Origin of the sequence: Mesorhizobium sp. M0833 (assembly GCF_040319905.1) — a bacterium.
GTDB lineage: Bacteria > Pseudomonadota > Alphaproteobacteria > Rhizobiales > Rhizobiaceae > Mesorhizobium.
Map to the genome: position 1 here is coordinate 72403 of NZ_JAMYOQ010000006.1, position 13701 is coordinate 86103.

General features: G+C 63.0%; 13 protein-coding genes and 2 pseudogenes. 8 read left to right on the forward strand and 7 right to left on the reverse strand.

What is annotated here, in order from left to right; genetic code table 11:
• Positions 1 to 15: 15 nt before the first annotated feature.
• From NKH98_RS09165 to NKH98_RS09175, 3 genes are all read right to left on the reverse strand, one after another.
• Positions 16 to 447, reverse strand: a complete 432-nt coding sequence (locus NKH98_RS09165) for a cupin domain-containing protein (protein ID WP_352897823.1) — start codon at positions 445 to 447, stop codon at positions 16 to 18.
• A gap of 70 nt (positions 448 to 517) precedes the next feature.
• Complete coding sequence (locus NKH98_RS09170; protein WP_352897825.1) at positions 518 to 664, reverse strand: helix-turn-helix domain-containing protein; 147 nt, start codon at positions 662 to 664, stop codon at positions 518 to 520.
• The gene (locus tag NKH98_RS09175) at positions 643 to 1347 is read right to left on the reverse strand and encodes an AraC family ligand binding domain-containing protein (protein ID WP_352897827.1); all 705 of its coding nucleotides are present in this window, start codon (positions 1345 to 1347) and stop codon (positions 643 to 645) included. Before NKH98_RS09175 ends, NKH98_RS09170 begins: the two co-directional genes overlap by 22 nt.
• Positions 1348 to 1436: 89 nt before the next feature.
• Between NKH98_RS09175 and NKH98_RS09180 the strand changes: the two genes are divergently transcribed.
• Positions 1437 to 2636 carry an amidohydrolase gene (locus NKH98_RS09180; protein ID WP_352897829.1) on the forward strand — a complete coding sequence of 400 codons (1200 nt, stop codon included), beginning with the start codon at positions 1437 to 1439 and terminating at the stop codon, positions 2634 to 2636.
• On the opposite strand, the gene NKH98_RS09185 is transcribed toward NKH98_RS09180, so the two are convergent.
• The 4 genes from NKH98_RS09185 to NKH98_RS09200 form a co-directional block, all read right to left on the reverse strand.
• Positions 2614 to 4836, reverse strand: coding sequence for a xanthine dehydrogenase family protein molybdopterin-binding subunit (locus tag NKH98_RS09185; RefSeq protein ID WP_352897831.1), 2223 nt, complete (start codon positions 4834 to 4836; stop codon positions 2614 to 2616). The two genes, NKH98_RS09180 and NKH98_RS09185, sit on opposite strands and share 23 nt — an antisense overlap.
• Positions 4833 to 5822, reverse strand: a complete 990-nt coding sequence (locus tag NKH98_RS09190) for an FAD binding domain-containing protein (protein ID WP_352646768.1) — start codon at positions 5820 to 5822, stop codon at positions 4833 to 4835. Before NKH98_RS09190 ends, NKH98_RS09185 begins: the two co-directional genes overlap by 4 nt.
• Positions 5819 to 6304: a (2Fe-2S)-binding protein gene (locus NKH98_RS09195; RefSeq protein ID WP_352897834.1), complete on the reverse strand. Its 486-nt coding sequence runs from the start codon at positions 6302 to 6304 to the stop codon at positions 5819 to 5821. Before NKH98_RS09195 ends, NKH98_RS09190 begins: the two co-directional genes overlap by 4 nt.
• 267 nt (positions 6305 to 6571) lie before the next feature.
• Entirely contained in the window at positions 6572 to 7459 is an 888-nt protein-coding gene (locus NKH98_RS09200) for a LysR family transcriptional regulator (RefSeq protein WP_352646766.1), read from the reverse strand.
• A gap of 104 nt (positions 7460 to 7563) precedes the next feature.
• Between NKH98_RS09200 and NKH98_RS09205 the strand changes: the two genes are divergently transcribed.
• The 7 genes and pseudogenes from NKH98_RS09205 (at position 7564) to NKH98_RS09235 (ending at position 13698) form a co-directional block, all read left to right on the forward strand.
• Positions 7564 to 8427, forward strand: coding sequence for an SDR family oxidoreductase (locus NKH98_RS09205; RefSeq protein ID WP_352897836.1), 864 nt, complete (start codon positions 7564 to 7566; stop codon positions 8425 to 8427).
• A gap of 35 nt (positions 8428 to 8462) precedes the next feature.
• A pseudogene (locus tag NKH98_RS09210) lies at positions 8463 to 8740 on the forward strand (AtaL-like protein); the annotation flags it as partial.
• 358 nt (positions 8741 to 9098) lie between these two features.
• On the forward strand, positions 9099 to 9548 hold the full coding sequence (locus NKH98_RS09215) for a hypothetical protein (protein WP_352646762.1): 450 nt from the start codon (positions 9099 to 9101) through the stop codon (positions 9546 to 9548).
• Positions 9549 to 10432: 884 nt separating this feature from the next.
• Positions 10433 to 10755 (forward strand): annotated as a pseudogene (locus NKH98_RS09220) (zinc-binding dehydrogenase); the annotation flags it as partial.
• 141 nt (positions 10756 to 10896) lie between these two features.
• A complete protein-coding gene (locus NKH98_RS09225; RefSeq protein ID WP_352897838.1) occupies positions 10897 to 12171 on the forward strand; it encodes an epoxide hydrolase family protein in 1275 nt (424 codons plus the stop codon).
• A gap of 31 nt (positions 12172 to 12202) precedes the next feature.
• Positions 12203 to 12619 (forward strand): organic hydroperoxide resistance protein, encoded by a 417-nt coding sequence (locus NKH98_RS09230; RefSeq protein WP_352477705.1) that lies wholly within the window; start codon positions 12203 to 12205, stop codon positions 12617 to 12619.
• A gap of 47 nt (positions 12620 to 12666) precedes the next feature.
• Positions 12667 to 13698, forward strand: a complete 1032-nt coding sequence (locus tag NKH98_RS09235; RefSeq protein WP_352646756.1) for an alpha/beta fold hydrolase — start codon at positions 12667 to 12669, stop codon at positions 13696 to 13698.
• The last annotated feature ends 3 nt before the right edge of the window (positions 13699 to 13701 follow it).

Here is a 13701-nt window from a genome sequence, read left to right on the forward strand (position 1 = left end):
TTTCAGACGTGGCAGCTACTGGCGCAACACGGTGTTCTTGGTGCCTTCTTCGACCTGGTCGATGACCAGCAGCTTGACCGGATCGGCGCCGACATTGGTCGCCTGATGCCATTGCCCGATCATCTCGATGATGAAATCACCTGTTTGATAGGTGTTGCTCTTGCCGGTCTCGACGTTGGTGACCTGAAGCGTGCCAGCCTCGACATAGGCATAGCGCGGAAACGAATGCTTGTGGACCGGCAAGGTCGCGCCCGGCGCGATCTGATAGGCCGAGACCAGGACCTGGACGTTCTTCTGGGGCAGCGTGATCGGCTGGCCGGACGCGGTCTCGGTGCGAGAGGCAAGCGGGGTCACGACAACCGGCGTCCCGCTGGCATCCAGCGCCTGGGCGCTGTTTGCAAACAGTGCAGCCGTGAGCAGCAGCGTCGGTGCCAAGATTTCTCGCATGATTCCCCCCGAACTGCGTCAGCATTGCGCAGCAAGCTTTGAGGCGCAAGCTTGTCTGTTCAGGAGCGCCTTATCCCGCTCTTCTGAACATGCCCGGCGTCATACCATGCATGGCCCGGAATGTACGGGAAAAATGGCTCTGGTCGGCGAAACCCGCCGTAATAGCGGCGTCGGCGAGGCCAAATCCCTGTTCGATCAGCGCGCTCGCCCGGCGCAATCGCCGGTCGCGGATATAGCCGCCGGCGTCAGGCCAATTGCCTTGTTGAAATCGCGGATGACCTGGAACCGGGTCACGCCAGCCGCGCCGGCAAGCCGCTTGAGGTCGAGCTGCGAGCCAAGCTCGCTTTCGACAAGATCGCGGTAGAGCGAAAATCTTCGCTGCGATCCGGAGCTTTCGATCTCTTCGGCCTGTCCGCTCGAGTCGCCATGCCGAACGATCAGTTGTCTAAGCGCCACGAGCAGGGACGTCTCGGCCGTCATTGTGTCCGGGGATGTCGAGCCGTGGTGCGCTGCGGTCAATGCTGCGGCGAGACTGCTGTCTTCGATCGTCGCGCGCGAAAACACCGGAGCGCCGTCGCGGCCGAGTTCGCGGGTAAGCGCGGTCATCATCGGCACCGAAGGATAAAATGTCCGGTAGGCCCAGCCTTCATCCGTCCCGCGTTCGCCGTCATGCCACTCTTCAGGATTGACGACGGCAATGGCGCCCGCCGGAGCGAGAACGCGTTGACGGCCGATGCGAATGCGCTCGCAGCCGGCGGTGATCAGGGCGATCACATAGGTCGGGTGCGTGTGCAGGTCGTAGCGGTGCTGGGTGAAGCGCGCCTCGAACAGGCCCAGGTCGGGGAAGCACGGATGGCGCCAGTATTTCCCGGTCTCTGCGGCTTCGTTTGTCTTTGCCATGGTCAATCCGGTTCAAGACGCTTTTCGTCGGGCTTTCTATGGCTGGCAGGATCAAACCGCGCCGCCTTGCCGGCGTGAAAGGAGGCATCATGCTGCATAATGACCCCATAGCCGCGCTGACACCAGAGGTCATAGGCTGGCGGCACCATATCCATGCCAATCCGGAGCTCGGATTTAATGAATACGAAACGGCGCGTTTCGTTGCAGAGAAGCTGCGCTCCTTCGGCGTCGACGAGGTGCATGAAGGGATCGGCGGCACCGGCGTCGTCGGTGTCCTGCGCAGCGGTGGCGGCGCACGCGCCATCGGCCTTCGCGCCGAGCTCGACGCGCTTCCGGTGCTGGAGAAAACCGGCTTGGCCTATGCCTCCAGGAAAGAAGGAGTAATGCACGCCTGCGGCCATGACGGCCACACCGCCATGCTGCTCGGCGCCGCCAAACTGCTCAGTCAATCGCGCACCTTCGACGGCACCGTCACTTTCATCTTTCAGCCGGCCGAGGAAAACGAGGGCGGGAGCATGCGCATGATCGAGGACGGCTTGTTCAAGCGCTTTCCGGTCGAGGCGGTCTATGCGGTCCACAACTGGCCGGGCGTCCGGCTGGGAACGATCGCCGCCCGCGCTGGTGCGCAAATGGCGGCCGTGGATAATTTCGAACTGATCTTCGAGGGTCTTGGCGCTCATGCCGCGATGCCGCAGCTCGGCGACGACCCGATCCTGGCCGCCGGCGCCTTTGTGCAAGCCGTCCAGCGCATCGTCAGCCGCTCGGTCGACCCGCAAAGCGCGCTTGTCGTCAGCCTCACGCAGATCCATGGCGGCAATGTCGGCAACATCGTGCCGGGCAAGGTCTGGCTGCAAGGCACCTGCCGCTTCTTCGAGCCCGAACTTTCCGATCACTGCGAGAGGCTGATCGGCGAGATCGCACAAGGCATTGCCGCCGCGCATTCGCTCAACGCCAGGCTCGACTACAGGAAGGGCTACCCGCCGCTGATCAACACGCCGGACGCGACGACCCGCGCCGTCGAGGCGGCGGCATCCGTCGTCGGCCGGGAGAATGTCCTGACCGAGTTCAGCCCCAGTCTCGGCTGCGAGGATTTCGCTTTCATGATCCGCGACGCCGGCGGCTGCTATGCGTGGATCGGTGCCGGCGAGGTCGGCCCGGGGGAAGGCCTGCACGGCGACCGCTACGTTTTCAACGACGAGATCGTGCCGACGGTGATGCGCTATTACGTCAACCTCGTCGAGCAGACGCTTCCGCGGGCCGGTCCTTCTACAGCAGTTTTTCCGGCGTGATCGGCAACTCCCGGATCCGCTTGCCTGTGGCGTCGAAGACGGCATTGGCCACCGCAGCGGCAACGCCTGTGGCGCCGAGCTCGCCGATGCCCTTGCCGCCGATCGGGCTGGCATGCTGGTCCACCTCGTCGACGAAGTGGATTATGATGTCGCCGGGAATGTCGGCATTGACCGGAATGGCGACCCCGGAAAGGTTCTTCGACAGGAACCGCCCAAGCACTGGTTCGTGCCGGCTCTGCTCCATCGCCGCCATGCCCCAGCCCCAGATGATGCCGCCCGTCATCTGGCTGCGTGCGGTGCGGGGATTGACGATGCGGCCGGCGCTGTAGCTGCCGACGGCGCGACGAAGCCTGAGCAGGCCGAGCCCAGGATCGACGCCGACCTCCATGAAAATCGCGCCGAAAGTGCGCATGGCGAGGCCTTTGCCATGCTGCGCCGGATCGAACGAGCCGGAGCCGATGATCTCGCCGATGTCGGTATGGCTCATAACGTCGGCGATCGTCTGACCGCCGGCAGCGCCTTTGCGCCGAATCTTGCCGTCCTGCATCTCCACCTCGTCCGGCAGCAGATTGGCAAGACGGGCAAGCTGCGAACGCGCATCTTCGGCGGCGGCAAGCACCGCCGCGCCCACCCCCATGGTCGATGACGAGCCATAGGTCGGTCCCGCCTCCGGCAGCTCTGTATCGCCCATTTCCAACTCGATCTTCGCCATCGGCAGGCCCAGCACGTCGGCCGCGATCTGCGGAAAGATGGTGAGTGTTCCGGTCCCTATGTCCTGGGTGCCGGTGCGGATGAGCACTCTGCCGTCCCTGTGCAGCCTGACCTCGGCTGCAGGCGTCGGGTGGCGGAAACAGCCCATGCTGCAGGTTGCCATGCCGTAGCCGATCAGCCAATCGCCATCGCGTTGCGGCTTGCGCGGGCGCTCGCGCCAGCCGAACAGCCGGGCGCCTTCCTCATAAGCCTCGCGCAGCTTCTTCGATGACCAGGGCTGGCCGGTGGCCGGATCCGTGTCCGCATGGTTGATCAGACGCAGGTCGAGCGGATCGATGCCGAGGCGGTGTGCGAGCTCGTCCATCGCGCTTTCGAGGGCCCAGGTGCCGGGACCCTCGACCGGCGCGCGCAGCGCCGTCGGCATGGCGACGTTCGCGCGCTCGACGCGCTGGCTGAGACGCATGGCCGGCGTGGCGTAGAGACCCTTCGAGGCTTCGGTGGCGAACTCGACGAAATCGTCGCTCACGGTGGTCAGGTTGACCACGTCCTGTTGCACGGCGGTCAGCTTGCCCGACCTGTCCGCAGCCAGCACGATCTTCTGTGCCATGCGCGGCTGGTAGCCGAGGCAGGAATAGGCATTGGCGCGGCTGAGCGCCAGCCTGACCGGGCGCTGCATGATGCGCGCCGCGGCGGCGGCCAGCACCTGATGCGGCCAGATCCAACCCTTGCCGCCGAAGCCGCCGCCGGTATGGCGGGAAATCACGCGGACCTTTCCGGCGGGGACATTCAAACGGGCGGCAAGCACCTGGCGGACACCATAGACGTGCTGCGTGGCGTCGTGCAGCGTCAGCTCTCCGTCGTTCCACTCAGCGAGCGTCGCCGAGGGCTCCATGGCGTTGTGGTGGCGCGACGGCTGCAGGTAGACGGCTTCGACCATGGCGGCTGCGTCGCTAAGCCCGCGGTCAACGTCGCCCTTGGTAAATGTCGGCTCCAGGAACAGGAAGCCGCTCTCCCTCGGCACGACCGCAGCCTTGTCGATGGCGGTCCACTCCGGCGGTGCCGGCAATTCCGGCTCGGCGAACTCGAAGCGCAATGCGACGTGGCGGGCACCGGCCTCCGCCGCCTCCAGCGTCTCGCCCAGCACAATGGCAAGCGGCTGACCCTCGTGACGTATCTCGTCGCCCTGCATGGGCATGAAGCTCTGCGCTGCCGGTGGGCCTTCGGCCTGCTGCATCTGCGTATCGGGCTCGGCCCTCGGCGATGCGAACCGACCGAATTTTGGCATGTCCTCATGCGTGAGCACACGCACGACGCCCTTCTCGGCGAGCGCGTCGTCGACCATGATCGACGTCACGCGGCCGGCCGGAACGGGCGCGGTCACGAGTACCGCATAGAGCAGGTCGGGGGCGAAATAGTCGGCCGCATAGCGGGCGCGGCCGGTGACCTTGACGCCGCCGTCAGGGCGGGCAACAGGCTGGCTGATCATCATGACGACATCCTCGCTGCTCTTTCGATCGCCCGCAAAGCGGCGGTCTTGGCCAGTTCGATCTTGTAGGCGTTCTGCGACAAGGGACGCGCTTGGGCGAAGGATTGCTCGATAGCGGTGCTCAAAGCCTCGCGATCGCCGATTTCGGCACCGGCGAGCTGCTCCTCGGCGGTGCTCAGCCGCCACGGTCGCAGCGCCACGGACCCCAGCGCCAGGGCCGCCCGACGGATGGTTTGGCCGTCCATCTCCAGCACAGCGGCGGCAGAGACGATGGCGTATTCGTAGGATTCGCGCTCGCGCACCTTGAGGTAGGCCGATCGCGGCGCCGGCGCCGGCAGCTCGATTGCCGTGATCAGTTCGCCTTGCTGCAACACATTGTCTGCCTCGGGGCGCGTGTCGGGAAGCAGGTGGAATTCCGCTGCCGGAATGCGCCGGCCGCCGCTGCGGTGCGCGGTGACGATGACCGCATCAAGTGCTGCCAGCGCCACGGCCGGGTCGGATGGCTGGGTGGCGACGCAATGCTCGGTCCAGCCGAATATCGCGTGATTGTCGTTGATGCCATGCAATGCCGAGCAGCCGGAGCCGAGCTGACGCTTGTTGCATGGCAACTGCTCTTCGGCACGGAAATAGGCACAGCGCGTCTTCTGCAGAAGATTGCCGCCTATCGTTGCCAGGTTTCTCAGCTGCGGCGATGCGGCGTTGAGGATCGCCTGGCTCAACACCGGATAGTTGCGCACGACCAACGCATGCAGCGCGACATCGTTGAGATGCATCAGCGCGCCGATCGTCAAGCCGCCGCCGGGCAGTGGTTCGACCTGATCCAGCCCGTCGAGGCGGGAGATGTCGATGATCCGGGTCGGCTCGGCAATGCCAAGGCGCAGCCAGTTGAGCAATTCGGTGCCGCCGGCGAGAAAGGCGCTGTCCGGCGCGGCACCGGCTGCGATCGTGTCGCCCAGGCTGTCGGCGCGTGCATAGACGAATGGGGTCATTGGCTCGCCCTCCCGGCCGCTGCGCGCACCGCCTCGACGATTTGCGGATAGGCCGAGCAGCGGCACAGATTCCCGCTCATCCATTCGCGGATCTCGGCATCGGAGCCGGTATGTCCCTCCTCGATCAGCGCCGCCGCCGACATCACCTGGCCGGGCGTGCAGAATCCGCACTGAAAACCATCATGATCGATGAACGCCTGCTGCACGGGACGAAGCGCATCGCCGTCTGCCAGCCCTTCGATCGTGGTAACCTCGCGTCCCTCGCAGGACACGGCAAGTATCATGCAGGCATTCACACGCCGCCCGTCGAGATGCACGGTGCAGGCGCCGCACTCGCCGAAATTGCATCCCTTTTTCGTTCCGGTCAGATGAAGCCGCTCGCGCAGCAGGTCGAGCAGCGTGACGCGGGGATCGAGATCGGAAAGGCTGTGATCCTCTCCGTTTACCCGCAACCTCAATAGGTGCCGATCGTGGAAGTTCATGTGGGGTACCTCGAAGCACATGCCGTACTCGCCGCAAGGACTTGTCCAGCAAGCAGCCACCCACCTGTCGAGGCGAAATAGGGCGGTCGATTCCGGGGAAAAGGCGCTGCCGGTCAGGCAAGGCTAAAAAACGCGCATCCGAGATTTGCGGCGGAAAGGCCCTGAATGCCGCCCCAAAAAGTGCACTGTCACCGTAATTCGGGTGTGAAGTAACGCTGAAAGATTTATGGAGTAACGCATCAGTTTGGTTAGCCAGTTTCCTGGGAGTCATTTGCCGATATAGGCGGCCAGCTCGTCAGGTGTCCCCATGGGAAAGGCGCGTTTCAGATGGTCGAGGAATGCGGAGACGCGCGCGCTCAGCAGCCGCCGAGAGGGATAGAGTGTCCACAGGGCGATGTCGGGTCCCTCGACATCCCCCCAAAGTACCAGCGTTCCGTCCGCCAGATCATGGCTCACTAGCGACACTGGAAGGCGTCCCGCGCCGACGCCCGCTCGCACTGCATCCCGGACCATGATGAGCGACGACAACGCAAGGACGGGCTCGATCGCGATTGTTAACCGGCCAGTGGGCGTCTTCACCTCCCAAGCCCCGCGATCTGTCGAACGCATGACGGCCGGGGTCGCCAGGCCTTCGGCCGGCAGGGCGAGGTCAGGACTTGCCACCACCACCAGCCGATCACGCAGAAAGGCTCGCCCAACGAGGCTCTCATCCGGATCCGGATTGACCCGGATCACCAGGTCAAATCCCTCTTCGATCATGTCGACGACGCGGTCTTCGGTCGTGACCTCGAGCCTGACCTCCGGGTATTTCAGGGCGAAGCCGGCGGCGATCTTCCCCATCGCGGTCTGTGCGAACAGCAATGGGGCGCTGATCCGCAACCGGCCGCGCGGCCTTTCGCCGCCTGAGGCGATCGCCGCCGTCGTCTCTTCGAGCTCGGAAAGCAACCGGCCCGCGCGCTCGAAAAGCGCGCGTCCTTCTTCCGTCAGCTTTAACGCGCGCGCGCCACGCTCAAACAGCCGTAGATCCAGACTCGCCTCCAGTTCCGCCACGCGTCGGGACAAGGTGGCCTTCGGGCGCCCGGCAGCGCGGGCGGCCTTACCGAAGCCCCCGTGGCGGGCGACCAGATTGAAATCAGCAAGGGCAAGTAGATCCATGTGTTCCACCTGTGGGACGGCGTGTTCGGATATAATGCCTACCGACACAAATGTGGATCACTAATTTTCTGGGACGCCATCCGGCTCAACTCAGGAGTAATCCCATGACCATTCTCGTTACCGGCGCGACCGGCAATGTCGGCCGCAACGTAGTCGAACAGCTCGTGAAGCGTGGCGCCGATGTGCGCGCTTTGGTTCGCGATCCCTCGAAGGCCAATTTCCCCACTGGCGTAGATGTCGTGCAGGGCGACCTGCTCGATGTCGATTCCCTGCGCAAGGCGTTCTCCGGCGTCTCCACCCTTTTCCTGCTGAACGCGGTGGTGGCCGACGAATACACCCAGGCGCTGGTAGCGCTGGCCGTTGCCCGTGAGGCCGGCATCGAGCGGATCGTCTATCTGTCGGTGATCCACAGCGACATCTACGTCAATGTGCCGCATTTCGCGGGTAAGTTCGGCGTCGAGCGGATGATCGAACAGATGGAGCTCAACGCCACCATCCTGCGGCCCGCCTACTTCATGGACCACGACATCACGATCAAGGACGTGGTGATCGGCTACGGCATCTATCCGATGCCGATCGGAGCCAAGGGCATCGCCATGATCGACGCGCGGGACCTGGGCGAGATCGCCGCGATCGAACTCCTCCGCCGTGAGCAGGCCGCCGCGCCGCTCCCGCTCAATCGCATCAACCTGGTCGGCCCCGACACGCTGACTGGCACGGACGTCGCAGCGATCTGGACGGACGTCCTCGGTCGACATATCGCGTATCCCGGCGACGACACCGCCGGCTTCGAGCAGAACCTGCGGCAGTTCATGCCGAGCTGGATGGCGCTCGACATGCGCCTGATGGCCGAGCGCTTCCTCACGGACGGCATGGTCCCCGATGCCGGCGATGTCGATCGGCTGACCGCGCTGCTGGGCCGACCGTTGCGCTCCTATCGCGACTATGCGGCCGCAATTGCCGGCTGAGCCCCATCACCGACGTTCTGTCCAGGAGACATATCATGATTTACTCGACCGCTACCGTTCCGGTGAATCCCCGAGGCGAGACCAAGCTGACCCGTGCGCAGATATGGCAGGGCCTGGAACTCAAGGCGCGCGACGCCCGCCTGTTCCTGCCCGCAGGCCTCTGCACCCGTTGCGACGTCGTGGAGGAGAGCGCGACCCGCTTCGTGAGCGAAGCTATGATCGCCGGTACTGATCTGCGCGAGATCGTGACGCTTGAGCAGGAAGCAAGGTCACCTTTTTCCAGGCGACCGGTCCGCGCGAAGGCGCGGAAATCGCCTTCATAGCTAGTGGTCGGGTCATTCACATCAGAAAGTTGCGCCGACGGCAATTGTAACCAGCTTGAGCGAGCTGCTTCATAAGCACGGACGAAACGCAAAGCCAGTCCGTCAAAACGCGGGTGTAGATGACGTGCTGCTTCACGGCTTTGTCCAGTTCAAGCGTTGTGCCTGACAAGGTGGTGGCCGAAGCATTGTCTAACGTCAACGTTCGTTGCGCCTGACCAAACGCTGAATAGCGGCGAACCCAAAGGCTCCCCAACGCAACGTACCCCGACTGTGCGCGTTCTAGTGAAATGGGAGGGCGCCATAGCCGATCTGACGGGGGTGGTCTGATGACAAATCGGAGCAACAGGGATGGCAAAGTTTAAAGAAGCTCTTGAGCGCGGGAAGAAAGCTCGCCGTCAGCAGGAGGAGCCCGTCGGCGGCGCGGAGATGGGGAAGCGAGATGCCCCCATGGCGGACTTCGGCGAGCAAGCAAAGGCTTGGCTAAACGACGTCGTGATTGCATCGCTGGAGGCGGCCAAGGCTGACGTGGCAGGCGAGGTGGCTATCGACATAGACACCGCGCCACGCCGGCAGGTCAAAGCTTTAACCCCGTCGATTCGTTTCCAGATCTACAGGAAGCGAGAATTGGAGAAGACGCCTAGAAGAACCTTTACGGTCAACGTTAAGGTGAGCGGGGCGGTGTCCGTATCTTCGCCGGGGATGGTGACCAAAGATGTGGGAAACATAGGGGATAGGTCCGACCTACGGGTCCGCACCTTAATAGCCGAACTGATCGAGGACGCTGCCAAGGGTACATAGCAAGGCTATGCCCATGGGCCATGTGGAAACCGAAGGGGTACGGGGGGTCTTCGCGCGAGCCAGTTATCCAATCCCCCGCTCAGAAATTTCCACCAAACATTCCCGACCCCGCCTTCACACGAAATCGTATGTTGATTTTTTCCCAAGTAGGATCATCAATGATCGCTTGGGTTCTAGCCTTGAGGGGGCGCCCAGGATGGGCGATCGATCGAACTCTCCACCCGCCGCAGCTGCCACGAAGGACCTTGTGCAGAAAGTGATCCTGCAAGCCTCTCGCGGTGAAATCATATCGGTAAAGGGGACCATCGCAAAGATTCGCCGAGACGTTCCGCATCTGCTGGTTACTGACGACGAACTGGTCATAGTCAGTGCGGCCCCGGCCTTTGGAATGGCAGTCGCTTTCGACCTTCACGAATAGCCTCGCTTGGGGCGTGTTGGCGTTCATGTTAAACCTATCGCCACGACGAAACCCACGACAAGCGAAATGGCCAGGGCGACAAATACGGAGCCGGGAGGAAGAGGGTCCGGATACCATGTCGCGCATCGAATCCGAATAGAACAGGCCGCGCCACCTGACCTTCCTCATTGAAGCCTTTGAAATCGGCTTGCCCTGACGTGTCGAAGATCACGTTGACCAGATCGGGCAGCTTAGCCCGCGCCATGGCGCCGACCAAGTATGCAGGTGTGTAAAATAGAGGAATTCAGATAAAATCATGAGTCTATCCCGAGGGTATGCGAACCCAATGGGGTGCGACGCGCTCGCATGGCTGATGACACGGGGCAGGGACAGCTGCAGCTCATTCGAGGAAGAACTGCGCGCGGTTGCTGGCCAGTGCCGTCCGAAAGCCGTCGAGACCTCCATGGGTGTTCCCTCGGGGTTGTCGTCGGGTCCTAAGACATTCCAGAGATCGCTCGACGCGCTCCGCCATTCTGGGACCTTTGCTGGTACGGGCCCGTGCTCGGCGGTCCCGGACCGTTCGACATCATGCAATTACCGAAAAGCATCAAGATCGGTTATGCGGTCTGTTCCGACCACATCCACACGCCTGAACTGCTGCGATCGCATTCGGCGCAGCTTTTCGACTGGATCATGGAGGGCAGGCTCAGGGTCCGGATCGGTGGCGAATACGGAATGGCGGACGCAGCAACAGCCCATGCCGACATGGAAAGCCGCGGGACGACGGGCAAGCTGCTGCTGGTCCCATGACATGCGATTGGCCGATCGAGGCTGGATGGCGACGCTCTGCGACCCGCAAGTGCTAGCGATCCATATCTATGTATAGCAGCCACTCGGTCCAGTCGCCTCTACCTTAAGGCAAGAAGACTTCCTGTCCCGAGAGAATGATCGATGTCCACGATGTCGCCTACCCTTACAAGACGCCACTTGCTCGCCATCTCTGCGGCTGCCGGCGCCGTTGGCCTGTTGCCGTCAAGCACGGCCGCTGCGGCTGAAAGCACAGCTATAAGACCCTTCCGCGTCGACATTCAGGAAGCAGCCATCGCTGATCTTCGTCAGCGCCTGGCGGCGACGCGTTGGCCGGACAAAGAGACCGTCACAGCTCAGTCGCAGGGCGTCCAGCTTGAACGGCTTCGCGACCTTATCGAATACTGGACAACCGACTACGACTGGCGAACGATCGAGACTCACCTCAACCGGCTGCCGATGTTCGTCACCGAGATCGACGGGCTCGACATCCAGTTCATCCATATTCGTTCGCCACATGCCGACGCCTTGCCGATGATCATGACGCATGGCTGGCCCGGCTCAATTCTGGAGTTTCTCAAGGTTGTGGGGCCGCTCACAGATCCGACAGCCTTCGGCGGCGATGCTGAGGACGCCTTTCACCTCGTCGTGCCCTCGATCCCCGGCTTCGGCTTCTCCGCAAAGCCGACCAAGACGGGGTGGGGTTCCGATCGCATCGGCAGAGCATGGGCGCTTCTGATGCAGCGGCTGGGCTATGATCGCTATGTCTCGCAGGGCGGCGATTGCGGCTCGGTGATATCGCATCGAATGGCGTTGCAGAACGTGCCGGGGCTTATCGGCATTCACGTCAATATGCCGGGCACGGTTCCAAGCGAGATCGCGGCTATTCTGGCGGCCGGCGGGCCAGCGCCGAAAGACCTTCCCGATGATGAAAGGAAGGCGTTCGACGCGCTCAACAAATTTTACAGGGACAGTTCCGGCTATGCGGCGATGATGGTCACACGGCCCCAGACCATTGGCTATTCGCTGGTCGATTCACCACTTGGGCTTGCCGCGTGGATCTACGAAAAGTTTGCTCAGTGGACCTACAGCGACGGACAGCCGGAGCGTGTGCTGACAAGGGACGAGATGCTCGACGACATCTCGCTCTATTGGTTGACCGCAACGGGTGCATCGGCCGCGCGGATATACTGGGAAGACCATTCGAACAACTTCAACGCGGTCGACATTCAGGCGCTTCCGGTCGCTGTGACGGTGTTCCCGGGTGAAATCTATTGTGCGCCGCGCGGCTGGGCTGAGCGCTGCTACCACAACCTCATCTACTTCAACGAGGCGGCGAACGGCGGCCACTTCGCCGCTTGGGAACAGCCGGAAATCTTCACACGCGAAATACGAGCGGCCTTCAGATCGCTGCGTTGATTGAATGGTTCTCATGGAAGGGATTCAAACGATGATCACACAACCGAAGCGGCTCTACACCGGCCGGGTCCATACCACCGGTGGCCGCGGTGGCTTCTCGCGCAGCTCCGACGGCAGGCTTGATGTCAGGCTTTCCACGCCTGGCGGCCCCGGTGAAGGCACCAATCCGGAGCAGCTCTTCGCGGCTGGCTGGTCGGCCTGCTTTGAAGGCGCCATGGCGATCGCCGCGCGCAAGATGCAAGTAGTTTTGCCCGCCGAAACCGCGATCGACGCGGAGGTCGACCTGAACTCCGGCGACGACGGCTTCTTCCTCAGCGCGCGCCTCGATGTGAGCCTTCCCGGCCTGAATCCTGACGTAGCGCGGGCGATTGTCGATGCCGCGCATCGGACTTGTCCCTATTCGAAAGCTACGCGCGGTAACATCAAAGTGGCCATCACTCTGGCCTAACGCGCACCGCCGCCAATCCCTTCATCCCGACTCGACTGGAGCCACCAATGCAGACCGGAACCAACCCTGAATTTATCGACCTCGATCGCCGTCGCCTCCTGGCGGTCGGAGCCGCAGCCGTGGCCATGGCGCAGCTGGTGGCGGTGCGACCGGCAATGTCGCAAGCTACATCGCCAAAGGCCGCGTTCGCCGCCCTGAAGCAGGTCGATGCCGGCCTGCTCTCTGTCGGCTATGCGGAACAAGGTCCTGCGGACGGCCCCGCCGTCATTCTGCTGCACGGCTGGCCCTACGACATCCATAGCTATGTCGACGTAGCATCTCTTCTTGCCGGCGCTGGCTACCGTGTCCTCGTCCCGCATCTTCGCGGATACGGGACGACCCGCTTCCGTTCGGACGCTACTTTTCGCAACGGGCAGCAAGCCGCGCTCGGCGTCGATCTCGTCGACTTCATGGACGCGCTCGGTATCGAGAAGGCGATCCTGGGCGGCTATGATTGGGGAGCGCGCACCGCAAATGTGGTTGCGGCTCTGTGGCCGCAGCGTTGCAAGGCGATGGTTTCGGTCAGCGGCTATCTGATCGGCAGCCAGGCGGCCAACAAGGCGCCGCTTCCGCCGCAGGCCGAGTTGCAATGGTGGTACCAGTTCTACTTCGCCACGGATCGGGGCCGCGCGGGCTATGCGAAGAACACTGACGATTTCGCCAAGCTGATCTGGCGACTCGCGTCGCCGCACTGGAACTTCGATGACGCGACCTTCGCCAGGAGCGCCGCGGCCTTTCGCAATCCCGATCACGTCGACATCGTCATCCACAATTACCGCTGGCGGCTCGGCCTTGCCGACGGCGAACGTCGTTATGACGAGATGGAGGAAAAGCTCGCCAAGGCGCCCGTGATCGGCGTTCCAACCATCACGATGGAAGGTGACGCCAACGGCGCGCCGCATCCCGATCCGGCCAACTATGCCGGCAAGTTCTCGGGCAAGTACGAGCATCGGCTTGTGTCGGGCGGCATTGGCCACGACCTGCCGCAGGAAGCGCCGGAGGCGTTCGCCAAGGCCATCGTCGACGTAGACGGCTTCTGAGGG